This window comes from Fischerella sp. PCC 9605 (assembly GCF_000517105.1).
Lineage (GTDB): Bacteria > Cyanobacteriota > Cyanobacteriia > Cyanobacteriales > Nostocaceae > PCC9605.
The window spans coordinates 425,047-449,548 of record NZ_KI912148.1; the positions used below are offsets into that span (position 1 = coordinate 425,047).

General features: G+C 43.9%; 23 protein-coding genes and 2 pseudogenes. 7 read left to right on the forward strand and 18 right to left on the reverse strand.

Annotated features, from left to right (window positions below):
- Window positions 1–4: 4 nt before the first annotated feature.
- Window positions 5–835, reverse strand: coding sequence for a CPBP family intramembrane glutamic endopeptidase (locus FIS9605_RS0104275; RefSeq protein ID WP_026731478.1), 831 nt, complete (start codon window positions 833–835; stop codon window positions 5–7).
- Window positions 836–952: 117 nt separating this feature from the next.
- On the reverse strand, window positions 953–1,234 hold the full coding sequence (gene clpS / locus FIS9605_RS0104280) for an ATP-dependent Clp protease adapter ClpS (protein ID WP_026731479.1): 282 nt from the start codon (window positions 1,232–1,234) through the stop codon (window positions 953–955).
- Between the two features lie 297 nt (window positions 1,235–1,531).
- Here clpS and FIS9605_RS0104285 point away from each other — a divergent pair, with 297 nt between their 5' ends.
- Entirely contained in the window at window positions 1,532–1,879 is a 348-nt protein-coding gene (locus FIS9605_RS0104285) for a hypothetical protein (RefSeq protein WP_026731480.1), read from the forward strand.
- Between the two features lie 632 nt (window positions 1,880–2,511).
- Here FIS9605_RS0104285 and FIS9605_RS0104290 read toward each other — a convergent pair.
- Window positions 2,512–2,706, reverse strand: coding sequence for a hypothetical protein (locus FIS9605_RS0104290; protein WP_026731481.1), 195 nt, complete (start codon window positions 2,704–2,706; stop codon window positions 2,512–2,514).
- A 430-nt stretch (window positions 2,707–3,136) separates the two neighbouring features.
- Here FIS9605_RS0104290 and FIS9605_RS0104295 point away from each other — a divergent pair, with 430 nt between their 5' ends.
- The 5 genes from FIS9605_RS0104295 (at window position 3,137) to FIS9605_RS42375 (ending at window position 10,058) form a co-directional block, all read left to right on the forward strand.
- The gene (locus FIS9605_RS0104295) at window positions 3,137–3,457 is read left to right on the forward strand and encodes an STAS domain-containing protein (protein WP_026731482.1); all 321 of its coding nucleotides are present in this window, start codon (window positions 3,137–3,139) and stop codon (window positions 3,455–3,457) included.
- Window positions 3,458–3,593: 136 nt separating this feature from the next.
- Window positions 3,594–6,275 (forward strand): TIGR03960 family B12-binding radical SAM protein, encoded by a 2,682-nt coding sequence (locus FIS9605_RS0104300; RefSeq protein WP_026731483.1) that lies wholly within the window; start codon window positions 3,594–3,596, stop codon window positions 6,273–6,275.
- A gap of 557 nt (window positions 6,276–6,832) precedes the next feature.
- Window positions 6,833–8,887, forward strand: coding sequence for an Rne/Rng family ribonuclease (locus FIS9605_RS0104305; RefSeq protein ID WP_026731484.1), 2,055 nt, complete (start codon window positions 6,833–6,835; stop codon window positions 8,885–8,887).
- A 15-nt stretch (window positions 8,888–8,902) separates the two neighbouring features.
- Window positions 8,903–9,574, forward strand: a complete 672-nt coding sequence (locus FIS9605_RS0104310) for a ribonuclease HII (protein WP_026731485.1) — start codon at window positions 8,903–8,905, stop codon at window positions 9,572–9,574.
- Window positions 9,575–9,833: 259 nt separating this feature from the next.
- A complete protein-coding gene (locus tag FIS9605_RS42375) occupies window positions 9,834–10,058 on the forward strand; it encodes a hypothetical protein (protein WP_155960355.1) in 225 nt (74 codons plus the stop codon).
- A 125-nt stretch (window positions 10,059–10,183) separates the two neighbouring features.
- Here FIS9605_RS42375 and FIS9605_RS0104315 read toward each other — a convergent pair whose 3' ends face one another.
- The 6 genes and pseudogenes from FIS9605_RS0104315 to FIS9605_RS0104330 form a co-directional block, all read right to left on the reverse strand.
- The gene (locus FIS9605_RS0104315) at window positions 10,184–10,732 is read right to left on the reverse strand and encodes a hypothetical protein (RefSeq protein ID WP_035139391.1); all 549 of its coding nucleotides are present in this window, start codon (window positions 10,730–10,732) and stop codon (window positions 10,184–10,186) included.
- Window positions 10,733–10,784: 52 nt separating this feature from the next.
- Window positions 10,785–11,012 (reverse strand): annotated as a pseudogene (locus tag FIS9605_RS40590) (efflux RND transporter permease subunit); the annotation flags it as partial.
- 17 nt (window positions 11,013–11,029) lie between these two features.
- Window positions 11,030–11,192 (reverse strand): annotated as a pseudogene (locus FIS9605_RS44970) (IS701 family transposase); the annotation flags it as partial.
- 223 nt (window positions 11,193–11,415) lie between these two features.
- The gene (locus FIS9605_RS42380) at window positions 11,416–11,553 is read right to left on the reverse strand and encodes a hypothetical protein (RefSeq protein ID WP_155960356.1); all 138 of its coding nucleotides are present in this window, start codon (window positions 11,551–11,553) and stop codon (window positions 11,416–11,418) included.
- 77 nt (window positions 11,554–11,630) lie between these two features.
- Window positions 11,631–11,768, reverse strand: coding sequence for a hypothetical protein (locus FIS9605_RS42385; RefSeq protein ID WP_155960357.1), 138 nt, complete (start codon window positions 11,766–11,768; stop codon window positions 11,631–11,633).
- Window positions 11,769–11,894: 126 nt separating this feature from the next.
- Complete coding sequence (locus tag FIS9605_RS0104330; protein ID WP_026731487.1) at window positions 11,895–12,488, reverse strand: DUF1997 domain-containing protein; 594 nt, start codon at window positions 12,486–12,488, stop codon at window positions 11,895–11,897.
- A 328-nt stretch (window positions 12,489–12,816) separates the two neighbouring features.
- On the opposite strand from FIS9605_RS0104330, the gene pheA reads away from it, so the two are divergent.
- Window positions 12,817–13,707 carry a prephenate dehydratase gene (gene pheA / locus FIS9605_RS0104335; RefSeq protein WP_026731488.1) on the forward strand — a complete coding sequence of 297 codons (891 nt, stop codon included), beginning with the start codon at window positions 12,817–12,819 and terminating at the stop codon, window positions 13,705–13,707.
- A gap of 60 nt (window positions 13,708–13,767) precedes the next feature.
- On the opposite strand, the gene FIS9605_RS0104340 is transcribed toward pheA, so the two are convergent.
- The 9 genes from FIS9605_RS0104340 to FIS9605_RS0104380 form a co-directional block, all read right to left on the reverse strand.
- The gene (locus FIS9605_RS0104340) at window positions 13,768–14,418 is read right to left on the reverse strand and encodes an LON peptidase substrate-binding domain-containing protein (protein ID WP_026731489.1); all 651 of its coding nucleotides are present in this window, start codon (window positions 14,416–14,418) and stop codon (window positions 13,768–13,770) included.
- A 229-nt stretch (window positions 14,419–14,647) separates the two neighbouring features.
- The gene (gene rpsJ / locus FIS9605_RS0104345) at window positions 14,648–14,965 is read right to left on the reverse strand and encodes a 30S ribosomal protein S10 (RefSeq protein ID WP_008232935.1); all 318 of its coding nucleotides are present in this window, start codon (window positions 14,963–14,965) and stop codon (window positions 14,648–14,650) included.
- Between the two features lie 222 nt (window positions 14,966–15,187).
- Entirely contained in the window at window positions 15,188–16,417 is a 1,230-nt protein-coding gene (tuf, locus tag FIS9605_RS0104350) for an elongation factor Tu (RefSeq protein ID WP_026731490.1), read from the reverse strand.
- A gap of 22 nt (window positions 16,418–16,439) precedes the next feature.
- Window positions 16,440–18,518 (reverse strand): elongation factor G, encoded by a 2,079-nt coding sequence (gene fusA / locus FIS9605_RS0104355; RefSeq protein WP_026731491.1) that lies wholly within the window; start codon window positions 18,516–18,518, stop codon window positions 16,440–16,442.
- 147 nt (window positions 18,519–18,665) lie between these two features.
- Window positions 18,666–19,136: a 30S ribosomal protein S7 gene (rpsG, locus tag FIS9605_RS0104360; protein ID WP_026731492.1), complete on the reverse strand. Its 471-nt coding sequence runs from the start codon at window positions 19,134–19,136 to the stop codon at window positions 18,666–18,668.
- A 684-nt stretch (window positions 19,137–19,820) separates the two neighbouring features.
- Complete coding sequence (rpsL, locus tag FIS9605_RS0104365; protein WP_026731493.1) at window positions 19,821–20,192, reverse strand: 30S ribosomal protein S12; 372 nt, start codon at window positions 20,190–20,192, stop codon at window positions 19,821–19,823.
- A gap of 134 nt (window positions 20,193–20,326) precedes the next feature.
- Window positions 20,327–20,668, reverse strand: a complete 342-nt coding sequence (locus tag FIS9605_RS0104370; protein ID WP_026731494.1) for a HesB/IscA family protein — start codon at window positions 20,666–20,668, stop codon at window positions 20,327–20,329.
- A gap of 245 nt (window positions 20,669–20,913) precedes the next feature.
- Complete coding sequence (locus FIS9605_RS0104375) at window positions 20,914–21,336, reverse strand: phosphomannose isomerase type II C-terminal cupin domain (RefSeq protein ID WP_026731495.1); 423 nt, start codon at window positions 21,334–21,336, stop codon at window positions 20,914–20,916.
- Window positions 21,337–21,717: 381 nt separating this feature from the next.
- Complete coding sequence (locus FIS9605_RS0104380; protein ID WP_026731496.1) at window positions 21,718–23,901, reverse strand: phosphodiester glycosidase family protein; 2,184 nt, start codon at window positions 23,899–23,901, stop codon at window positions 21,718–21,720.
- Window positions 23,902–24,502 lie beyond the last annotated feature (601 nt).

Here is a 24,502-nt window from a genome sequence, read left to right on the forward strand (position 1 = left end):
ATTTTTAATTTTTAATTTTTAACTGTTTACTCCTCATCCACAATGCCATCACACCCATCAACAACCACCCCATCACCCCCATCAAAGGATTCTTATCTATCCCAGTCACCCAATCAGGAACCCGACCAGTATATTCAGTTAATTCCCCAATGTTAATAATGTAATATCCCCAAACTATACCACCATGCAAACCAATGGGTAATCCCAAGCGTCCTCTTCTCCAACGCTTTGCCCATACCTGCGTCAAACCCAGTATTACCAAAGCTGGAAATTGGGGCAGTGTGCGAATAATTGCTTCCAAAGGTTTAATAAAGTGCAATGCCGCAAAAATAATCGCATCTGCCCAAAGTGCCACACGAGGAGTGTAATCGCGCTGTAACTCATCCAGCAACCAGCCTCGGAATAATAATTCCTCGGCAAACCCGATGCCCAAACCAGTAAGAGAACCTTCTAATACTACTCGAAGTAAAAAAACTTTGGGCTGTTGCCATACCAACCAACCCAGTAATCCTTCTAAACCAAATAAAATCAAAACACTAATTAGTCCAATCACCAAACCCCGCAGTAGTTCGACTCCGTTTTTGCGGCTAAACTCTAAACCATAATGCCGCAGCAGTTGGGGTTGCTTGTAGACTTGCTTGCCCCATATTCTCAGTAGAAAAATAAATTCTCCATACAGCAGCACCATTGTCACAATACTAACTAAGTTTGCATCGTGCACTAGTAAATATATTGGTGCAGCAAAGGGCAACCACAGCAACGATAGAGCTAAAATAAAGTAACCCAGCCTGATGGGTACAGGATGCTGGGCTAAAAGGGCAATGTTTATTTTCATACCAAGTTGCAGAGACTCCTAGATTCCAATATTAATAACTATTAACAAGCAATAAACACAAGTTTATTGCCATGTTTCCAGTTTGACGGCAACTTGGTATCAATTGTTGCGTATCTTTTATTCGTCTGGTTCGATTGTGCTAGTCAAACCATGTTTTTTCAAAGTTTCGCAATAAAACTCAGCATGTTCTTGAGCGCAGGTAATAACTAATGCAATGCCGTTAGTATGGGCTTCCATCATAATGCTGACAGCCTGAGGTTGGGTTAGACTCGGCACTGTGGTCAATAGAACCTGCACTACATACTCCATAGCGTTGTAGTCGTCGTTATGGAGCAAAACGCGATACTGAGGCGCTAGTTTTCTGGATGTTGAACGCTTCTCTAGGGTTTCGACTGACACGGCTCTTTGCTCTCTTGGTAATTTACTACAACAGAGTTTTTCTCTAGAGGTTGCTTAATTTGCTTTACAGTTATTTAACTATTGTATAGCACCACAGAGACTGTTGGTAATTGTTGGTTGCTGGTTGTTTGTTATGCCATAGACATGCCAACTGCTTGCTTTAGGGTACATCTACTAACCAATAACAAACAACAGTCCAGACAAGATCTCTCACAAATTCAGTCAAATTGGTATGTCTAGCTTTTAAAATTAAAAAAGCAGCAACACAATCGTTGCCGCTACCAAAGCTGCGTGACTATGGAGATTACCCCAAATTTTCAGCCAGGACAAATTGTATCCTTAGAGCATGGCGACAGCAGGCTCTATGCAGAAGTAATTCAAGTAGTAGTTTCCCGTCAGTTATGCTGGGTGCGTCCTTTGCTACTAGTAGTCAACTCCTCGGAACCACCATTAATACATGATTTGCGAGAGGCATCTGACTTACTCTGGCCTGTAAATTTATTTCAACCAGCCTTAGACACAGAAGTAATTTCCATATTGAGCCAAGTTTTAGCAAAAGAACCAACACCAGGAATAGACTCAACTTCCAAGCAGCTACTTAATCAGTTTATTAACCAAGTTTGGCAAGCATATAAAAGTCAATAGTCAATAGTCCAGAGTTCATAGTCAAAAGCAACAACTGTTGACCATTGACTCTTGACTCTTGACTAATCAAGCGTAACGTATCCCAGCATCATTCATGCGTCGAATTGCTTCGTGCATGCGCTGTTCGGGAACTGTCAAGGCAACTCAGAAAAAGCCCTCTCCGACTGCGCCTTCGCTGTTCCTAATACACTATAATCATGCATTTGTCTTTCATTGCCTGGTTTTTCCTGATTCGACTTGGTGTCTTAGTGTCTTTGTGGTGAAAAAATAAGTTTTATTGAACCACCAAGACACTAAGACACAAAGAAAACTTATGCAAGAGCCCAGAGGCAAAGTAACGATGTCGCGAAGTTTTTGGTAAATAAATATTACAGTTTAATATTCTTTCTCATTTTTGGAGATGGCGGCTAAATAGTAACTAATCTAAATGTGCAAGCACTGCCTTTAAACTCTTTCCCATGCTCAGGAACTATATAGCCAAGTTCTCCAAAAAAACATTAGCAGTCATATCACTAAGAAACTGAGGCTGCTTTTAATAAATAGACTTAATGTTTCCAATTTTTCAGTTTGATTGCTTGTAATATTTCTGATATTAACTTGGTGTTAAAAATAACATAAATACTAAACAATCATCAAATGCTTGCGACCAATTGGATGCGACCTGCATCCATTTCTGCCATTAGCAGTTCTAGCGCTTCGTAATCAACGTCAGAAATGTAACCCATTTCCGTCAGTTCTGAGTTGATTTCGTTTTCGATTTCGGGTGTTAATTTTTTAATCAGAAGAGCTTTTTCTACCAATTGACGAATAGCGTACTTAGTTTTCATATGTAATAAACCAACTAAATCTAATAGATCTATATACTTATTATCCTAGCCTCGCTTTGGTATAAAACGTGATCCAAGCCCTAGAGTTATAGTGATCTAAATCACAAGTTATTGGTGATTTGACTCGCGATCGCTGACTGTATATGTTAGTAATTTCACGTCGCTTTCCTGTAGTTATAAACAAGCTGAAGTAATAATCTATGTGGAATTAAGCGCCATGACAAGCAATTACTTTCTTCGATTTTAACAAAAAGTATATTTAAATACAGTTTTTTCTAGGGTTATGACAATCTTTAAACAGAACCGTCAGAGGAATAAAGATTCAGCAAAGAGGCGTAATACGAATGGTCGATGCGAGAAAAAAGAGATTATGTTCAAATACATCTATCTTCACTATTGAAAAATTTTACATAACATTTAGGATGTGAGTATGCAAGCAGTAGTTAATAACCCAAAGATTACAGTAATTCGTCCGCAAGGAAGTTTGAATGCTGCCAATGCCTTGGAATTTGAGCGAGATTTAACAACAGCACTGGCACAAAATAGAAGTAGCTGCTTGGTAGTAGATTTAGAGCAAGTAGAAGCCTTAGATTGCGCTGGCTTATTGGCATTGGTGTCTGCACTGAAACTAGCTCAAAGTTTAGGGCGTCGTTTCAGCCTTTGCTCTGTTTCTCCATCCATAAGAATTATCTTTGAACTTACTCAACTTGATAGAGTATTTGAAATATTTGAAGGTACAGCACTTTTTTGAGTCGCTTGCCGCTTAGGTATCAGTTAGTTCGGTTCAAAGAATGTTGTAAACACTAATTCATACTCTCAAAACACCTAATCAATGCTAAGGTTGGAGGTGAGTGGCACTATATCAAAGAAGCTAGAAGAATAGCAAAGTGGCTATTGCAATAGAAAAATTAATAACCTCGGATATTGTAAAACCAGCTCGTTATCTAGGTAACGAACTTTTAGCAGTACACAAACCTTGGGATACGGCAACTATACGCTGGGTATTAACCTACCCAGAATTATACGAAGTAGGAGCCTCCAACTTAGGGCATATCATTCTGTATAACATCCTGAATGCTCAACCACGCCAATTGTGCGATCGCGCTTACCTAAGCGCCCCAGATCTCGCGGCTAAACTGCGGGCAACCAAAACACCGCTGTTTGCCGTTGAGTCCAAGCGATCGCTAACAGAATTTGATATCTTAGGCTTTAGCCTCAGTTACGAACTCGGTGCCACCAACATTTTAGAAATGTTGGATTTGGCAGGTATTCCCCTGACGTGGCGAGAACGGTTAACGGGGAATCACCCCTTGATTTTTGCAGGAGGACAAACGGCGACATCCAACCCTGAACCCTACGCCGACTTTTTCGACTTTTTTGCCCTTGGTGACGGCGAAGAACTCTTACCAGAAATAGGTTTAGTTTTAGAAGAAGGCAAACAAGCAGGCTTAAGCCGCCAAGAACTGCTGCTGGACTTGGCACAAGTACCGGGTGTATATGTTCCCCAGTTTTACGATCTGGCAGAGGATGGGAGCGTGCATCCTAACCGCCCAGATGTGCCAAAACGTATTCTAAGACGGGTTGCTACCCCCATACCAGCGTATTCAATTGGGTTGGTTCCCTACGTGCAGACAGTACACGATCGCCTAACGATTGAAATTCGGCGCGGTTGTACTCGTGGCTGTCGCTTCTGCCAACCGGGAATGCTAACTCGACCGGCGCGGGATGTGGAACCAGAAAAAGTGGTGACAGCGATTGAGAAGGGAATGCGGGAAACAGGATACAACGAGTTTTCTCTGTTATCCCTGAGTTGTTCTGATTATTTATCCCTGCCAGCAGTAGGGATGGAAATCAAAAATCGCCTCAAGAATGAAAATATTTCTCTTTCTCTACCCAGCCAACGGGTAGACAGGTTTGATGAAAATATCGCCAACATCCTCGGCGGTATGCGCCAAGGTGGTCTGACTTTTGCCCCAGAAGCTGGTACGCAGCGAATGCGAGACATTGTTAATAAAGGTTTGACAAATGAAGAATTGCTGCGGGGTGTGAAAACAGCGTGGGAACAAGGTTGGGATAAAATAAAGTTATATTTTATGATCGGTTTGCCTGGTGAAACCGATGCTGATGTTTTGGGCATTGCGGAAACGGTTAGTTGGTTGCAGCGCGAGTGTCGGGCGAAGGGCAGAAGACCACTTGCGTTTAACTTGACAATTTCCAACTTTACACCCAAGCCTCACACCCCGTTTCAATGGCACTCGGTTTCTACCGCCGAGTTTGAACGCAAGCAAAAATTGCTGCGGCAAGAATTCCGCCGCATCAAGGGAGTGAAAGTGAATTTCACCGATGTCCGCATTTCGGCAATGGAAGATTTTATCGGCAGAGGCGATCGCACTCTCGGTCAAGTCTTACGACGGGCTTGGGAATTAGGTGCGGGCATGGATTCCTGGTATGACAGCATCGAACAGGCTTACAATGCTTGGGGACAAGCTATTGCCGAAGCTGGTTTGACTTGGAAATATCGCCAAGTTGAAAATGGCGAGTGGAATTTGTTCCAACAAGAGGACACGGAGACTTCTCCCCCTCACCCCCTCACCCCACGCCAGGTGCTACAACGCTTGGAACCCCCGCAACGCACTGGCTCCTCTCCCACTCCCCCACTCTCCCTTTCCCTCGATAGACCCTTACCTTGGGACCACATTGACACGGGTATCGATAAAAAGTGGCTTCAAGAAGACTTAAAACGCGCTCTAGAAGCTGCAACTGTTCCCGATTGCTCTTTTGAGGGTTGTTCTCACTGTGGTGTCTGCGGAACAGACTTTGGTCATAACATTGTCATTCCCCCACTACCTGTACCGGAATTTGCTGGACAATTTGTACCAAACACTACTAAAGCCCAAAGATTGCGGGTATGGTTTGGCAAGCAGGGTGATATGGCCTTGGTTAGCCACCTAGATGTAATGCGCCTGTTTGACCGTGCTATGCGGCGATCCGGATTGCCAATTGCTTTTACTGGTGGATATCATCCCTCACCCCGCATTTCTGTAGCTTTGGCTTTACCTTTGGGTGCTACCAGCAGTGGTGAAATTGTCGATTTTGAGTTAACTCAGCCACTTGATATCGATACTTTCCGACAAAAACTGGCAGAGGTACTGCCCAGCGACATACCTATATATGATGTAGTACAGCTAGATTTGAAAGCTCCTGCTGCTACTCAAGGATTAGAAGCTGCTGAATACTTACTCACCGTAACTTCACCTGAAGCAGCAACACCTGCACATTGGCAAGACTGGATTGATACAATCAAACAGAAAAACGAGATTTGGTGGGAGCAAACAACTAAGTCAGGTAAGACTCAGTTAGTAAATCTGCGCGATCGCTTGTTTGAACTGGAATTTATAGAAACCGCCAATCTGGCAGAGTCGGCAGTTCGCTTGCGTTATTTAGGTAGTTGTCGTCAAGATGGTACACTGTTGCGTCCCGAACAAATCCTGTTTATGCTAGAACAAGTGGCAGGCATAGAATTCCAGCTACTGCAAATCCATCGCAATCGTTTGGTTTTGCGGAATTGATCTCCTGAGAGCAACTTGTTAGATAGTTGCCCTCGCATTTCATACATTAGGAATTGATTTTTAACAAGGTTGCGTTAGAATGAGATGAAGAGAATTTTTCTGGCGCTGCATTGAGTTATTTGGTTCACAATCCTGGTACTCAGGGTTTGAAAGCAAAGATTTAGAGAGCAACATCTAGGATTTTATCCCAGACCACCACCAGGCAGATTCAAGAACACTCTCTCTTGATAGCTACCTTGTGAATCAGTAACTAATAACAGGCTCCGTCGGCTTCTCTAGCTTTATGATTTTTTAAACACATGCTAAATGCCTAATTCCTAGAGAATGAAGGTATTGCATTAAAAATTAACCACGGACGGGTGATTAAATTGCTTAAATAATATGCAGCCGTTCTGGAAGAATCAGGCGTGTAAACGCATTTCGCTAATTAATAGCTCTTTAAGTGTGGGCTTAAGTTCGCAGTTTTTACTACCAGCAGCGCCTTTTTGGGCTTGCAGGGGCGACAGGAACAAAAAACCCCCAAGTCTTTTTATGCTGCCAATTTTTGAGGAAATTGAATGCCAAAACAAATTATTATCGCGGAGCAGCATCAAATAGCTGCAGTCTTTTCGGAAGATCAAATACAGGAACTTGTTGTCGCTACGGGCCATCACCAAATTGGTGATATCTACTTAGGAGTAGTAGAAAATGTATTACCTGGGATAGATGCGGCTTTCGTAAATATTGGCGACCCAGAGCGCAACGGTTTTATTCATGTCACAGACTTAGGTCCATTGCGGCTGAAGCGCACGGCGGCAGCGATCACGGAATTGTTAGCACCACAGCAGAAAGTCTTGGTGCAAGTGATGAAAGAGCCAACGGGCACAAAAGGGCCAAGGCTCACAGGTAACATCACCTTGCCTGGACGCTACGTTGTGCTGATGCCCTACGGACGAGGTGTAAATTTATCCCGTCGGATTAAAAATGAAAATGAGCGCAACCGCTTGCGAGCGTTGGCAATTTTGATTAAACCTGCGGGAATGGGTTTGCTAGTTCGTACCGAAGCAGAAGGCAAGCCAGAAGAAGCAATTATCGAAGATTTAGAATCCCTGCAAAGACAATGGGAGGCAATCCAGCAAGAAGCAGTGTCTACTCGTGCGCCAGCACTGCTGAACCGGGACGATGATTTTATCCAGCGCGTGCTGCGGGATATGTACGGTGCGGATGTGAACCGGATAGTGGTAGATTCCAGTACTGGCCTGAAGCGGGTGAAGCAGTATTTGCAAAACTGGAGTGGAGGGCAAGTACCCCAAGGATTGTTGATCGATCACCACCGCGATCGCGCCGCCATTTTAGAATACTTCCGCATTAACGCCGCCATTAAAGAAGCCCTCAAACCTAGAGTAGACCTGCCTTCTGGTGGCTATATCATTATTCAGCCCACCGAAGCATTAACGGTGATAGATGTCAACTCTGGTTCATTTACGCGATCGGCAACAGCTAGGGAAACTGTTTTGTGGACGAACTGCGAAGCCGCCACAGAAATTGCCCGTCAGTTGCGTTTGCGGAACATTGCTGGGGTTATTGTTGTTGATTTCATTGATATGGAATCGCGGCGTGACCAACAGCATGTCCTCGAACACTTTAATAAAGCTCTCAAAGCAGACAAAGCTCGTCCCCAAATTGCCCAATTAACCGAACTTGGTTTAGTAGAACTCACCCGCAAGCGCCAAGGTCAAAACATTTATGAATTATTTAGCGAACCTTGCCAAACTTGTGGTGGTTTAGGGCATGTTGTCCGCCTACCAGGAGAAACAGAAAGCCGCTCGATCGCACCACCAGTCGAACTACCAGAACGCTTTGTACCTCTGCCTCACAGAGAACCCCGCCTGCCATCTACTGCTCGTTTGAGCGAACCACGGGAAACCTACGACGGATTTACGGAGACGTACGAACACGACACTGATATCGGTGCTCTGAATTTGGCCAATCATCCCAGCTATCAAGAAATTGGCGATAGCAAAAGGCGCCGCCGTCGTCGCTTGGGATTAAATGGGGGGAATGGCAAAGAGGAGCCACGTATTAATGGCAACTCAGTGTCATTCGTGAACGAGCCAGAAATGGACATTGATGCAGAAGGAGAACTGGTAGAGACTTCTGATGTACCTACACCTAACCTGAGCAAATCAGCTTGGGTTGATAGAGGTGAACGCAGTAAACCCTCAAGAGTAGATATAGTTAAACCAGTAGTAGAACCACCAGAGATTGTGTCTGTAGAAATGACACCACCTGAACAAGATATATACGCTTTAATGGGAGTGTCACCCTTAGTGAAGTTGAACCGGGAGGTGAAAAATCCTAAGTCTGTGATTATTAACGTCACTCTGCCTGGTCAATCTTCTGCAACACCAATAGAAGCAACCTCTGAAGCACCTGTCCAAAGAGCAAGCGACACTGCTGTTGCAGCAGCAGAAGCTGAACAATTATCTTTGTCTTCAGTAGCAACTGAGCCGTCTGATTTACCTGGTATGGGTATGGCAGATGACAATGAAACTAACACCAGCACTGCTATTCGCCGTCGCCGTCGTCGTTCTTCTGCTTTGGAATCAGATACACCCACAACTGAAAGTTAAGAAACTTTACAAATTATGGTAAAGATAGAGTCAGACATCGCTTCTGTTGAGTTGGCAGTAGCTCAACAGAAAGCATTTTGGCTAGAATTTTCCGAACTTTCAGACTTTTGCGGACTAGTTGCAGGTGTAGATGAAGTAGGGAGGGGCTGTTTGTTTGGGCCTGTAGTGGCAGCAGCAGTGATACTACCAAATGAAGCTTTATCAGCACTGATGGCAGCGAAAATTAGAGACAGTAAAAAGCTGTCTAGCTATCGCAGGAGCAAGCTAGCCCAGCATATTTGTGCTATTGCCATAGATTGGAAAATCGGCTTTGCTTCAGTTGCCGAAATTGACAGGATAAATATTTTACAGGCAACACTTTTAGCGATGAAGCGAGCAGTGCTGAAACTAAAAGTGCAGCCTACACTTTGCTTAGTTGATGGCAACCAGTCGATTAAAGATCTACCACTACCACAACAAACAATAGTTAAGGGAGACGAGCGATCGCTTGCTATTGCTGCTGCTAGTATTGTTGCCAAAGTTTGGCGAGACGATTTGATACTGCGCCTCGCCTCAAGGTATCCCATCTACGACTTGGAACGCAACAAGGGTTATGGGAGCCAAAAACATCTACTGGCACTACAAAAATATGGGCCTTCACCCTTGCATCGCCAGTCATTTCGTCCTTGCCAAATTAAGGGTAGTTAGTAGTTGATAGTTGTTAGTTGGTACGGCAGGTGGGTTTCAATAAATACCAGGGTTAAATCTACCCCTACATTAGTGGGTTCAAATCACCAGCAAACTACTAACCACTGCGATCGCTTAACACAGGTATTTCCCCAAGGTAGCATTTGAGTAATATTCCATCAAACTAAATGATTTTCACTGAAATGCTTTGCGTCTACACTTACTCCTAAGAAACACATTCCGTAGCGTTGGAAATAGGGATGAGTTCTAAGCCAAAAGCTTGAGCTTTGATCTTAAGATTTTTAAGTATCCGGTCTCGATACTGTTGTTCGTAGGCATTAATACCAGGGTCACTATAGCGATCGCCTGTGATGTGTCAAGTGATTACAATTTCAGCTCAGCAGATATGACAATTTGCGATCGCGCCCTCGAACAGTTCAACGAGATTCCCATCCACGAATTCAGGTCTGGAAATGGTGGTTGTCCAGATTTAGTGAACCAGTAGGAGTGATTTCAACACTTCAAGTAACAACACCTCTTGCTGTGCGATCGCAGTGCTTTTTATTATTTCTCCCCTAAAACCGCAATTTCTTACACACTATGGGTTTGCAAATACGCCTCAAGCTTGTGTTAGACGGTACGCGAATTGCCAAACCAAGCATCACGATCCCTTTCGATCTGCTTGGCTGCTTGCAGGTTCAACCGCCGTATTCCGTTAAAGAGAAATATCTCAAGCAAAAACAGCATGATGATACTAACAGGAAATGTGCCGTAAACGCTCAGAAGATAGATAAAAACTCCCAAGAATAAAGGCAAAAGATACCATAGCCAAGCGAGTCTGAGCATACGAGCTTGATTGGTCAGATGATGCTTCCACTTATCTGGAAACCGAGTTGGGGGGAATGCAGAAATCTCCGATCTCGGAATATGCAGTTTCCACCAGATGATGGTAATGTTCAGCAACAGCGCGAAGATCACTACTCCGCTACCAATGATTGAGAGATTGTCTTCTCTCTGCTGAGAAATACCGTAAGCAATATCAAAAGCAAAAATAACAATGAGAATGCATGCAATCCCTGTCTCACGAAGATTCCGACTTTGAATACGCTTTACAAGCTCGGTAACTCTCTCTTCTAGTGATTGCGCTTGTCGATTGGATTGCACTTGTCGATTGGGCATATTTATCTCCTTTTGGCATATTAAAGTTCTGTATGAAGGAGTGAAACGTTGTTCACTGCTGACGACGATCAAAATCGTGGAGCAGAGCCATTAATGCCGGAATCACGGTCAGTGTCAGGAGTATGGAGAATGCTAACCCTCCCACTAAGGCAATACCCAATCCTTGATACAGTTCAGAACCCTGTCCGGGAAATATTGCCAGGGGCATCATTCCCAAGACACTGGTGCCTGCTGACATAAAGATCGGTCGCAGGCGATCGCAGGTGGCGTTATAGAGCGATCGCGTTCGTAAACAGCTTCTGTAACTTCTTTTGCTTCCCAAGCTGAACTTAATAAAAAATGATGTAACGATTGGGCATTTCTCAATCCAACCGCACGTGCAATTGCTGGTAGGCTTTTTCTCTTAATACTCAGATATCATCCCCAGATGTAAAAACTTAAAACACTCAAATGTTCTTACGAGGGATTTAAGGTGTTAAAAAATAAGCCAGCTTTATATTTATTCGACTTACGAGGCGAATCCCGAAGGGCAGAGTTAAAAAGCCGCCTCTTGCAGCCTTTCCAACTTATCGACTATATCTAGAACCCTGCCCTTGTTCTATAGCCATTCAGGCGTCACCTCCTGATTTATCGAGGAGGTCGCCAACTGCCCTGCTGGGCAGTTGGCAAGGTTGGCTTATTTTTTAAAAGGAGGAATGCGTGACATCTCGAAACAAATCTTGATACAAAATACAGTACTCATCAATAAATGATACCGTGGCGATCGCGGACTGCGCGTCCTGCTGCCCAACCTGCCTAAAAGGCAGGTTGCCGTGTTTCATTCTGAACCGCTCGGAAGCATACGGACGATGGCACTTCTAGCTTTATGTTGTAATGCTTCTGGTGATAACTCCATCATCTACAGCAGCTTTGACAAAGCTGTAAACACTCTTGCAGATATTGTATGATCGGGGAGTGACACAAGAGGAATAAATGATACGGTGGCGATCGCCTCTCTGGCTTTATGTTGTAATGCTTCTGTTGATAACTCCATCATTTACAGCAGCTTTCAACACTGCTGCTGATATTATACTTCGGGGAGTGACAGAATAGGGTTAAGGGGGATTTAGGAGGATCTCCAAAGATTGAATTGTACTAACTGAACTGTATTGCTTAATAATTATTACTCAATATTTAAGATGGGTAATTCTGGACTCTCGTCATCTATAGAAAGGCTTTGTTCCTTTGTTTGCAATATCACCCAGCGACGATAATCAGCTATTAGCTGACTTAACAATCTTTGCTTAATTGTCAACAGTACACTTTTGAGCAAACTATTACCAGTGGTTTCTAAAATAGGTTTGGGGGTAAAGGAGAAAGGTGGTGGTAACTCTACTTGTACTTCTAAATCAGCTCTACCTTGCAAACGTGTACCTGTATGAACCTGGTGTGGTGACAAATGCCCTTTCAAATTTAGATCGAAGCGCTGGTTAACATACTCAATACCAAGTATTTCACAACCTATTGATTGCAAATAAATCTTTCCATTAGATTCTGCCCAGACAGTCATGTCTACGGTGGGTTGAATACTTAGTGACATGAAATTAAGAGGACGCATTTTTAAACGAAAAATATCCTCAGCCAATGGCTGAACGCGGCTGTGGTCTACTAATGCATAAACCAAGCGTTGGGGCTGACGCAAGTAGTGTTGAATGGGAATAGGCTGTTGTGGAACAGCAATTTCTACCGTTTGGGAAGCGGTAAACTTGGTAGTCATGCGTTGATGAAAATAATTGTTTTATATTTCTATTATTTTTTAATTTATGGAATTTTATAGCATTAAATTGAGATTGAGCAGACAAAATTTATTTGAGAAACTATATTAATTTACAGCTAACCTTAATATACGCAAGGGTTTCTATTCTAATTGCTATTTTAAATTAGTGAAAAATAAATTATAGGGTGTAGGATTTTTGGTACTGGGTGTAATCTTTTATGCAAGTTTAAATAATTATTAATAATTTAAACTTAAGTTCATTATTACATACCAGTTGACGAATTAGTCTTATGACTTTAAAACAAACTTACAGTTCAGACAAAATTCTATGACTCTATCGATCGCACATTTAGGTCCCCCTGGCACTTATGCAGAACAAGCAGCGCTTTTGTATGTCAACTGGCTGACCAAAATTAGAGGAATCGAAGCTATCTTATGTCCCTATCCTAGCATTGCTCAAACACTCCGAGCTGTTGCCCAAGCTGAGGTACACTTGGCTGTTGTGCCAGTGGAAAACTCCATTGAAGGTAGTGTTACTGTGACTATGGATACTCTGTGGCAACTGGATAGTTTACAAATACAGTTGGCTTTGGTGATGCCAATAGTCCATACGTTAATTTCCTGCGCTCACAACATAGAGAGTATTAAAACTGTTTATTCTCATCCGCAAGCTTTGGCACAGTGTCAAAAATGGTTGGAACGCTTTCTTCCAACTGTACAGTTAATTCCTACTAATTCCACAACCGAATCGTTGCAGAAACTTGAGCAAGACATGACAGCTGCGGTTATCTCGTCCCAAAGAGCCGCGCAACTCTATAACCTACCAATATTAGAGAGTGGCATCAACGATTATCCAGAAAACTGTACTCGCTTTTTGGTAGTCAGTCAGGGTGATATGCCCTTTGCCTATCAACCATCTCATGCCAAAGCCAGCCACACCTCGCTAGCATTCAGTGTCCCTGCTAATGTACCAGGAGCGCTAGTCAAACCACTACAAGTATTTGCCCAACTAGGCATTAACCTCAGCCGGATTGAATCTCGTCCAACTAAGCGATCGCTAGGAGAGTACTTATTTTTCATTGATGCAGAAGCAGATGCATCTGAAGTACAAATGCAATCTGCCTTACAAGAATTAACTACCTACACAGAAATATTAAAAATCTTTGGCAGCTACAGCATTTTGCCAATTAACATTCTTGGAGAAGAGGTTAGTGGTTAGTCGATAGTGGTAAACAACTAACTACCAACTACCAACTACCAACTACTAACTACTAACTACTCACAACTTTTGATTGAAAGTATCTTTAAGAACCGTACGAGCTGCCAAGTGATTGCGAGTAGAAGTCAAAATTTCCGCTTCCCGTTCTAAGCGAGCAGCAGTATCTTGCATTTCTAGCAATGCTTGCTGCTCTAATGCAACACCATAGAGATTACTTGCTACCCAATAAGATAGTTCTGTTGGCAAGTCAGGCAAATCTTCTGGCAATTCAATTTGTTGTTCAGTTAATTTAGCTGAAAGACGCACAACATCTCGCAGCAGTTGTGCTAGTTCAGCAGCCAAAGGGCGCAAATCTTTTGCTGGAGGGTGATCTTCAATCCACTCAACTAAACCAACACGGTAAGGCTTTTCCCGAACATACTCTAAAACCCGAAATCTTTGCTGCCCCAAAGTCAACATTTTCATCCGGTCGTCTGGCAGCCGCTGATAGTGAATGATTTCAGCACAGCAACCAACGTTCGCAATTGTACCTTTGGCTGGATCAACCATTAATACCCCAAACCTGCGATCGCTCTCCAGAATTGTGTTCATCATAATTCGGTAGCGAAATTCAAAAATGTGCAGGGGCAGCGGTCTGGTGGGAAATAAAACTACTTCTGATAGCGGAAACAGAGGTAGTTCACGAACGGCAATTTTAGAAGAAGAGGTCATTTTTACCTTGGTATAAATTTAATCTTTGATAATCTTAAGAATTTCTTATTATTCTCTGTCTTTGCCGTGCTATGACTACATTCTATCATTTGTTTCACAGCTAATAAAAAGCCCTGAAGATAGATGTTTCAGGGCGAGGTAAATATTCACACATTTATTTGTTAATAGTTGATAGTTGGTTGTTGTTTGGAACATCCAACCAACAAACAACTATCAACAACCAACTTATTTAGAGTTTTACTTCAATATCCACACCCGATGGCAAATCCAGTTTCATCAGGGCATCAATAGTTTTAGAAGAAGGCTGATAAATATCAATAATGCGGCGATGGGTACGGGTTTCAAAGTGTTCTCGTGAATCCTTATCCACGTGTGGCGATCGCAGCACACAATAGATCCGGCGTTTTGTGGGTAAGGGAATAGGGCCAATCGCTGTAGCATTAGTACGGTTTGCTGTATCCACAATCTTCTCGCAAGATGTATCCAGCAAGCGACGGTCAAAAGCCTGTAAGCGAATTCTAATCTTTTGCTGCTGTAGAGTAGCCATTTTAAATTTTCCTGGTTCTGTTTGATGAGTTGTACTTAAGAGGTGCGATCAGCACAAGATTAAGGGGAGTAGAGAGAATGAATGGATTAGGGGGAGCTAATCCCCACTTTCCTTTACTTTCCCTACTTCCCCTACTTCTCTATCTTTTTTCCTGAGGGAAGCAAAAGGAGCAGAGTGGCATTATACCATCTCTGCTCCTTTTTTAACTAAGGTAAAGAGATGTTATTTAAGGATTTTGGAAACGACGCCAGCACCGATGGTACGACCACCTTCACGAATAGCGAAGCGCATTCCTTGCTCAATAGCGATCGGGTTGATCAGTTCCACGGTCATTTTGATGCGGTCTCCGGGCATGACCATTTCCGCAGCACTGCCATCATCGGAGGTAAAGGTCTTGATAGTGCCAGTTACGTCGGTTGTCCGCACGTAGAACTGAGGACGATAGCCTGCGAAGAAAGGTGTTTTCCGACCGCCTTCTTTTTCAGTCAGAACATACACTTCACCTTCAAATTCGGTGTGCGGAGTGATAGAACCAGGCTTAGCAAGTACCATGCCCCGTTCAATATCTGTTTTTTGTATACCGCGCAACAGTAGTCCGGCGTTATCCCCAGCCATACCTTCTTCAAGGCTCTTCTTGAACATCTCGATCCCGGTAACGGTTGTAGCACGAGTGGGTCTAATGCCAACCAGTTCCACGTTATCGCCGATTTTGACTTTACCCCGCTCAATACGTCCGGTGGCTACTGTACCACGACCTGTGATCGAGAATACGTCTTCTACAGCCATCAAGAAAGGCTTATCTACATCGCGTTCTGGAGTGGGGATGTAGGCATCTACAGCGTCCATCAGTTCGTAGATTTTATCTACCCACTTATTCTCACCCCGCTGAGTTTTTGGATTAGAAGTCATGACTTCCAACGCCTGTAGACCAGAACCTTTGACGATGGGAATGTCGTCACCGGGGAAATCGTAGCTAGATAGTAGATCCCGGACTTCCAGTTCCACCAACTCCAGCAGTTCTTCATCGTCCACCATGTCTTCCTTATTTAAGAAGACAACCAGGCTGGGAACACCTACCTGCTTTGCCAGCAGGATGTGTTCACGGGTTTGGGGCATAGGACCATCAGCAGCAGAAACCACGAGAATAGCACCATCCATCTGGGCAGCACCAGTGATCATATTCTTCACGTAGTCAGCGTGTCCAGGACAGTCTACGTGAGCATAGTGCCGCTTTTGGGTTTCATACTCAACGTGAGCTGTATTGATGGTAATACCCCGTGCTTTTTCCTCAGGAGCGTTATCAATTTGATCGTAGCCCTTAGCCACAGCCTGACCCATAGCTGCCAAGGTCATAGTGATGGCTGCCGTTAACGTGGTTTTACCGTGGTCAACGTGGCCAATAGTACCGATATTAACGTGGGGTTTAGTCCTTTCAAACTTTGCGCGTGCCATGAATGCTCGTTTCCTTTTTTAATTAAGCGTTCCCTTTGCTTTTAGCAATGATAGCCTCAGCCACGTTGCGAGGTACTTCTTCGTAGTGGCTAAATTCCATTGAGAAGATGCCTCGACCTTGGGTCTTCGACCGGATGTCAGTGGCGTAGCCAAACATTTCTGCCAATGGGACTTTTGCAGTCACTTTGGCGATACCCTGCTCGGAACCCATTCCCTCAATTTGCCCGCGACGGGAATTGAGGTCGCCCATCACATCCCCAAGGAAGTTTTCGGGAACTTCAACCTCAACTTTCATCATAGGCTCTAACAGGACAGGTGAAGCTTTCATTACAGCTTCTTTCATTGCCATTGAGCCAGCGATTTTGAAGGCCATTTCCGAGGAGTCCACTTCATGGTAAGACCCATCGACCAGCGTGGCTTTGACGTCAATTAACGGATATCCAGCTAGAATACCCGATTCGCAGGTTTCTTTCATACCTGCTTCTACTGGCGAGATGTACTCTTTGGGTACAGCACCGCCAACAATCTTGGAGACGAATTCAAAGCCGCTTCCCGGTTCTCCTGGCTCTAGGTCAATGACAACATGACCGTACTGACCTTTACCACCACTTTGGCGGATAAATTTACCTTCTATTCTGTTGACGTGTTTGCGAATGGTTTCGCGGTAAGCTACTTGCGGCGCACCAACATTAGCTTCTACCTTAAATTCGCGCAACATCCGGTCTACCAGAATTTCCAGGTGCAACTCTCCCATTCCAGCAATTACGGTTTGGTTGGTTTCCGGATCGACATTGACACGGAAGGTGGGATCTTCTTCCGAGAGAGATTGCAGAGCTTTGGACAATTTGTCCATGTCGTTCTTGGTTTTGGGTTCAACCGCGACCGAGATCACAGGCTCTGGAATAAACAGTGATTCCAGAATTACTGGTGAACCTTCATCTGTGAGGGTATCACCTGTCAAGGTATCTTTTAAGCCCAAGGCAGCTCCCAGATCGCCTGCTCTGAGTTCATCTACGTCAATCCGGTCATCCGCCTTCAAAACCACCAGACGAGAAATTCGTTCTTTCTTGTTCTTGGTGGCATTTAGGACGTAGCTACCCTTCTTGAGAATGCCAGAATAGACGCGAACGAAGGTCAGACGACCGTAGGGATCGGCCATAATCTTGAACGCGAGCGCTGAAAGAGGCTCGCTATCGTCAGCGTGGCGCTCGACGGTATCACCATTGGGCAATGTACCTTGAATTGCGGGTACGTCAGGGGGTGCTGGCAGATAATCTACTACTGCATCGAGTAGTAACTGTACACCTTTGTTTTTGAAGGCTGAACCACAAAGCAAGGGCACTATTGTACCAGCAATAGTGCCTTTACGCAGAGCTGCACGGATTTCGTCTTCGGTGAGTTCTTCTCCCTCGAAGTACTTAGTCATCAACTCATCATCCGTTTCCGCTACCGCCTCAATCAGCTTGGTGCGGTATTCTTCGACCAAATCCTGCATGTCTGCGGGAACATCTTGCTCTTGGATATCTGTTCCTTGGTCGTTGTTGTAGATATATGCCCGCATTCTTACTAGGTCAACTATACCTAGAAATTCACTCTCGCTACCGATCGGTAGTTGAATGGGGATAGCGTTAGCCCGTAGGCGATCGCGCACTTGTTCGTAAACTCTGTAGAAGTTTGCGCCAGTGCGATCCATCTTATTGATAAAAACAATACGCGGCACTTTATAGCGGTCTGCCTGGCGCCACACCGTTTCAGTTTGCGGTTGCACACCACCTACAGAACATAAAACTGTGATTACACCATCCAAAACCCGCATGGAACGTTCAACTTCAATTGTGAAGTCTACGTGTCCTGGAGTGTCGATAATGTTAATTTGATGATCTTTCCAGCTGGTGCTAATGGCAGCAGCTGTAATAGTGATTCCCCGCTCCCGCTCCTGTTCCATCCAGTCCGTGACAGCGGTTCCTTCATGGACTTCACCAATTTTGTGAATAATGCCAGAGTAAAATAATATTCTCTCTGTTGTTGTTGTCTTGCCCGCATCTATATGCGCCGCAATACCGATATTGCGTACCCTGTCTAGCGGGTTCGTACGTGCCACAGCTGCCTCCTATACTTTTCGCCTCATGATATCTTGTATATTACACTTTGTTAAGATTCTATCTTTTTCGGTAAACCGTCATTTTTTTTGTAAATACACAATAATTAATGTCGCTCTTGTACAGACGCGCGATCGCGCGTCTGCAAATTAATAACGATAATGTGCAAAGGCCTTGTTCGCTTCCGCCATCCGGTGCGTTTCTTCGCGTTTGCGAATTGCACTACCAGTTTCGTTGGCTGCATCCATCAATTCCTGAGCCAGTTTGCCAGCCATTGTCCGACCGGAGCGTTGCCGAGCAAACTGTACCAGCCAACGCAGCGCTAGAGATGTACCGCGCTCAGCACGCACTTCCATTGGTACTTGGTAGGTAGCACCACCTACTCGCCGAGCTTTTACTTCTACTAAAGGCGTTGCATTCCGTACTGCTCTTTCAAAAGTTTCTAATGGATCGCTTCCTATCCGTGCCTCAATATTTTTCAACGCCTCATAAACAATCCGTGCAGCTAGTGACTTTTTGCCACTACGCATCACTCGACGGATCATCATGCTTACTAGACGACTGTTATAAACTGAGTCAGCCGGAACTGGGCGCTTTTGAGTAACACCACGACGAGACATACTTTAACCTTAATTCGGATTTAAGAACTAGATGATTTGCGTTCGGACAGCTCTTTCACTACCACAATCGTAGCGATGCTGACCCCTTTACTTGTTGCCCTCAACTAGACATACAAGGCGACATATATTATATACCTTAATAGCTAATTTAAAATGCTGCTGTCGCTAACAGCATTCTAAAAATTTCCTACACTCGCAACAAACAAGCAGGGTGTAGGTAGGGCTTTACTAATTTAACTTGATTGATTTGACACTCCCACACCTGTAAGGAGTGACATTGATGGAATCCAGACCGCCTGTGAGTAACAACCCTCATTCAGGTCTTAACTGATGCGCCTAGTCTTACCCATAGAAACCTATTGGGGCTGCAACTAGCTTCTCAAGCATTAATTCCCGTGGTTTCACGGTACTCAACTAAATTCTACCAACAACTTTTTTGGAGCAGCAGGACTATATACAAATCCCTGCAAAGGGTGGACTTTCTCTTCGTTTTTGCAAACAGGCACTTCAATAATTGATGATTTACCTTTAAGATTAGCCTTCTACCCAAGAGCAAATAAAAGCTACTGTTCGGACTTTTTTTGCTAATACTGCTTTGCTGACACCAATTTTTTTCGTTGATAGCAGAGTCAATGCTTAAACGCGATTAATCGAGCCAGCACGCGATTAACCGCGTTAGCTCTATTATTTCGGACGCTTGGTTCCATACTTGGAGCGACCTTGCTTGCGGTCTTTGACTCCGGCTGTATCTAAAGTGCCACGAATAATGTGGTATCTCACGCCTGGTAAGTCCTTGACCCGACCGCCACGAATCATTACAACAGAGTGTTCTTGCAAGTTGTGACCAATTCCTGGAATGTAAGCTGTGACTTCAAAACCAGATGTTAGTCGCACCCTTGCTACTTTACGCAGAGCCGAGTTAGGTTTCTTCGGTGTGGTCGTGTATACTCTGGTACAAACGCCCCGACGTTGCGGGCATTGCTTCAGAGCTGGGGACTTGGTTTTCTGACGCGCTTTTTCGCGTTCGTTACGTATTAGCTGCTGTATTGTTGGCATGAGTTACAGCGCGTGAAGCTGCTTATAGTCTAACTTTTAACAACAAATCCTGATTATATCTTTTTTTATGGTTTTATGTCAATTGTTTTTTGTTGGTAGTTAGTAGTTAGTAGTTAGTCGTTGGCTCTTAACCACTAACCACTAACTACTAACTCTTGACTAATAGAAAAAGAATTACCACAACCACAAGTAGCAGTTGCTTGAGGGTTATGGAAGCGAAATCCACCGCCCATAAGATCCTCAGAATAATCCACAGTCAAACCATTAACATAATCTAGACTTTCAGCGTCTATGATTACTTGAATGCCATTACACTCAAAGGTGCGATCGCCGCTTTTGAGTGTTTCATCAAAGGACATATCGTAATACCACCCAGAACAACCTCCGGGTTTAACAGCCAATCTAACCAGGAAATTTGGCTGCTTAGACTTTAATCGTTCAATTTCACTTGCAGCTGCTTGACTCAGATGAATCATGGAATTCTTTATAAAATTGAAAACCCCATCTTATATACTACAGACAGGGTTAATAAACAATGCTTACTAGCAAGCTGTATATTTATGCCACTTTCACGCGACAAGCCAGGAATTAGCATGACTATACCGCGCGAAGGGGTCAGCAAATAAGGTTTACACGAGAAGAAAATATATTCTGTTTTTACCTTAAAGCCAACAAAGCGATTTTTGCGACTAATTGAATCTAATACTTGGCTGTTGTAATTTTAATCTTCTTTAGTACGGGCATAATCGTCTTGAAAGCGGATAATATCATCCTCACCCAAGTATTCGCCGTTTTGTACTTCAATTAATACCAAGGGAATTACGCCAGGATTCTCTAAGCGATGAGCTGTGCATTGAGGTACATATGTGGATTGGTTATTGCTTAACAGCACTTCTTGATCGCCACAAATCACCCGAGCAGTACCAGATACCACGATCCAGTGTTCGCTGCGATGATGATGCATTTGCAGGCTAAGGCGGTGTCCGGGCTTAACTTCAATGCGCTTAATTTTATATCCGCGCCCTTCTTCCAAAACCGTAAAAGAACCCCAAGGGCGCAGTTCTGTTGCTGCAACACCCCTGGGGGTGACGGCTGGAGGCAAAGGTAGCGCATGAGTTTGTGTTGTTTCTTGAATTTGAGCCATAGTTACCTCATTTGGAGACATAACAAACCGTTAGTACTCTTAACCATTGATGGAAAAATATGGCGCTATGTTGCAACCGTATAAATTAGCAATTTAGTCCGCCTCTGCCAAACATAGCAAAATCACAAGCTAGTGTGTAATCGATAACCGTTGTCACTACTATATCTATATCAAGTCTTCATGAACTCAAGTGGCAACTTTTACATAGCTTTAAAAAGCTGGTCAATAGTCAATAGTCATTGGTCATTTGTCATTGGTCATTGGTTAGTAGTTAGTAGTTAGTGGTTAGTAGTTAGTAGTTATTCTCCCCATCTCCCCACTTCCCCACTTCCCCACCTCCCCATCTCCCACTCTCCCACTCTCCCACTCTCCGTATCCTCTTTACCGACGGGGTTGCAAGAAAATTCCTATGCCGTTATGAACACGAGCAGCTGTGTTGGGAAAACGATCTAGAAGTTGTCCTCCTAAATAAAGACTAGTTGAACTACCGCCATCCAAATTCAAAGCATTCACGCATCCCATTTGCTGCATTAACCGTGCGTGTTCTGCCAATGTAGGCCCAGCACCCCCTACACGATTGTGCACAGCAGCGATCGTAAGGTTGCCTGTTGCAGTTGTGCAGATGGCGCTACGGACAGCTTTTTGGGCAATGAAGGCATCGCTGAATTTTTCGCCTTTGCCATCGAGGACAATTTGGCGATTTAGCACTAGCAGTGGCCCTGCTCCCAAGATATGAGGATAACTATTAAATTCGGCAGGGTAAGTAGAATTATCGATGCGAACTGAAGAACCGATAGGTAAGACTGAGGCACTGTTGACAGCATTACTACGTAAGGCGAGCAGATATCCATCCTGAGGAATAGGGATAGAAACTTGACCTGCTTTGCCTCCTTGTAATTGATTGGTAACTTGGTTTTTCTGGACAACGAGGATAATTTCGTTGTCGGTTAAGGGATGATAACTTGCTCCCCACGCAGGGGTGTAACGGGCTATGCCACTTTGGACGTAGCCGCTATTGAGAGAAACAATCGGCAATTTCTGGTTGTTAGGGATAATCAGATTTTCCAAAAGAGTCAGACGACCCATATAAAATTGTCCAGAATCATTCCAGGCGATCGCACCTCGGTTCAAAATCGGACTTGACAACCACTGACCATCCCGACGAATCGCACCCAAAGGTAATCGATTATTACGGTTAAAATAACCACCATTAATCGCTGCTACCGCTAATTGCTGTTGTGCCGTTTGCATAATCGGAGCAGTTCCCACAAGGGTGCCGGAGTTCGTCAGAATCGGTTTTATGTTGATCCCAACAGTGCGAGGATTCACTTCTAACCAAACAATAGGAAAGCGTTCTTGACCTAATTGCACAAACTGCTGTCGCCAGTTTAATCCCGGTGCCCAATTAATCGAACGTTGCACCATCGCATCGGGTCGAACATCAATAATCAGGCGGTTGGGGTTCGGTAAAGTACTCACTAGAGGTGCTAAACCGATGGGAACCTCCAGACGAATTAACGTTTGGTTGTTGACTACCTCTACTTGCTTGATTAGTGGAGGTGGGGGAAGTGGTGCAGGGGGTTCCAGAGATGGAGAAGATGGAGGAGGAGGGAAAGATGGTAAAGTATTTTCTCTGTTTACTCCTGTTCCGTCATTTCCTGGAACCATCTGCTTCAATTGGTTTTCTGGAGATGGTAAAGGAATGGGAATATTTTCTATGGCCGGTGGCGGAGGTGGTGGAGGTGGTGTATAACGCTGGATTAAAACCGGATCGGCAATGCCATTGAGGGTAATTGTCCACTCTCTAGTTGTTGGCGAGGAAGGTTTGGGAACTGGGTTATTGGGATCGTCGGGTAGGGGCTGATTTTTTTTGACTGGTAACTCTTGGGTAATTTGCCAGGGAGTAGGGCGATCTAAATTGACAATGATGCGCTCTCCAAATGATTCTTTACCTTGACTAATATCTGTGAGTTTCGCGTTGGGTGTGGATATTATCAAAGTGTTACCCTGAACTTGCAGCTGCCATGCAGATGTTTTGGCAAATTGAGTAATATCTAAATAGCGATATCCTCCCACTAATATGCTTGCTAAAGTCAGTGGTTGGGTGAGGGAAGAATACCACTGTATGGGCTGTCGGACGGGACTGCTACTATTTAGTAAATCTGCTCCAATAAATTGCCTGAGTGCCCCATCGCTGATATGAGTTGTTAACTGACCTGCTTTGAGGCGTCGCTGCAACCACGCTCCTGAAAAAATTCGACCATTAACAGAAATTTGATTACCATAGAATGTTACCCCCTTTAAAGGAGGTGCAGGCAGTTTTGGACTCGGCGTTGATATTGGTTTAGGCTCAATCGGGGACTGGGCAATCCTCGCCTGAAAAAGTTCTTTCTGAGTGGTTGACGAATTTGGGACGCTTGTACTGGCGATCGCAAAATTATAATTAGCCGTTAAGCACAGTAATGAAAAAATTACTGGCGATACCAGAACCTTGACAAATCTGCTATTGAACTGTTTTGAAACTGTATTGCCTTCTTGTCGGCAAAAATTCGACACTTCTACCATAAGTGACTAAGTATTGCTGAATACTATCAACTAACGCACAAACTAACTAATTTTCTGAAATATCAAAAAATAATGACCTAAGTTTTGAACGCTAACGTGATAATGTATAGATGGGATTTTTGTCTCTTGTTGAACACAACAAGCAGTTTTGCCACTATGAATCTGGCTTTGGGTGCGCTTAATCACCCTGGTTTAAACCAAACATGACAGCATCCTGAAGCTTAAAAGTTGAATTCAGAGAAGCCAATCTCACTGAATACTTGCTACTTAAGTGAGATTTGGTTAGTAGCAATGAAGTGACAAATGCGAACAGTAGCAATCTAGGGAGTAACTCCAGAAATATTTTAGGAATCGTCAAATGGGGATATAGTGTAATACGCTGCTTTTTTCGCTGAATCAGGATAATTGTAGTTTTATAAAGTAAATAAAGCCTAGAGTTTCAGCTTTGTTAAGGTCAGCCAAAAGATGCTGTACCTCGTTTCTTACTTGCGTTTTGGTAAAGGGCATTGAGGGAGTACATAGCTTCGCGATATAAATAGAACACTGTTCGAGCAAACTCTCGTTTGCTTGACTCAGCAAAAACACATAAAAAATGACGCAT

Bases quoted from the DNA above. Each gene is read 5' to 3' on its own strand.
- FIS9605_RS0104275 (WP_026731478.1), bottom strand. From the start codon at position 835: ATGAAAATAAACATTGCCCTTTTAGCCCAGCATCCTGTACCCATCAGG.
- FIS9605_RS0104285 (WP_026731480.1), top strand. From the start codon at position 1,532: ATGGAGATTACCCCAAATTTTCAGCCAGGACAAATTGTATCCTTAGAG.
- FIS9605_RS0104290 (WP_026731481.1), bottom strand. From the start codon at position 2,706: ATGAAAACTAAGTACGCTATTCGTCAATTGGTAGAAAAAGCTCTTCTG.
- FIS9605_RS0104295 (WP_026731482.1), top strand. From the start codon at position 3,137: ATGCAAGCAGTAGTTAATAACCCAAAGATTACAGTAATTCGTCCGCAA.
- FIS9605_RS0104305 (WP_026731484.1), top strand. From the start codon at position 6,833: ATGCCAAAACAAATTATTATCGCGGAGCAGCATCAAATAGCTGCAGTC.
- FIS9605_RS0104310 (WP_026731485.1), top strand. From the start codon at position 8,903: ATGGTAAAGATAGAGTCAGACATCGCTTCTGTTGAGTTGGCAGTAGCT.
- FIS9605_RS0104315 (WP_035139391.1), bottom strand. From the start codon at position 10,732: ATGCCCAATCGACAAGTGCAATCCAATCGACAAGCGCAATCACTAGAA.
- FIS9605_RS42380 (WP_155960356.1), bottom strand. From the start codon at position 11,553: ATGAAACACGGCAACCTGCCTTTTAGGCAGGTTGGGCAGCAGGACGCG.
- FIS9605_RS42385 (WP_155960357.1), bottom strand. From the start codon at position 11,768: ATGATGGAGTTATCAACAGAAGCATTACAACATAAAGCCAGAGAGGCG.
- FIS9605_RS0104330 (WP_026731487.1), bottom strand. From the start codon at position 12,488: ATGACTACCAAGTTTACCGCTTCCCAAACGGTAGAAATTGCTGTTCCA.
- pheA (WP_026731488.1), top strand. From the start codon at position 12,817: ATGACTCTATCGATCGCACATTTAGGTCCCCCTGGCACTTATGCAGAA.
- FIS9605_RS0104340 (WP_026731489.1), bottom strand. From the start codon at position 14,418: ATGACCTCTTCTTCTAAAATTGCCGTTCGTGAACTACCTCTGTTTCCG.
- rpsJ (WP_008232935.1), bottom strand. From the start codon at position 14,965: ATGGCTACTCTACAGCAGCAAAAGATTAGAATTCGCTTACAGGCTTTT.
- tuf (WP_026731490.1), bottom strand. From the start codon at position 16,417: ATGGCACGCGCAAAGTTTGAAAGGACTAAACCCCACGTTAATATCGGT.
- rpsG (WP_026731492.1), bottom strand. From the start codon at position 19,136: ATGTCTCGTCGTGGTGTTACTCAAAAGCGCCCAGTTCCGGCTGACTCA.
- rpsL (WP_026731493.1), bottom strand. From the start codon at position 20,192: ATGCCAACAATACAGCAGCTAATACGTAACGAACGCGAAAAAGCGCGT.
- FIS9605_RS0104370 (WP_026731494.1), bottom strand. From the start codon at position 20,668: ATGATTCATCTGAGTCAAGCAGCTGCAAGTGAAATTGAACGATTAAAG.
- FIS9605_RS0104375 (WP_026731495.1), bottom strand. From the start codon at position 21,336: ATGGCTCAAATTCAAGAAACAACACAAACTCATGCGCTACCTTTGCCT.
- FIS9605_RS0104380 (WP_026731496.1), bottom strand. From the start codon at position 23,901: ATGGTAGAAGTGTCGAATTTTTGCCGACAAGAAGGCAATACAGTTTCA.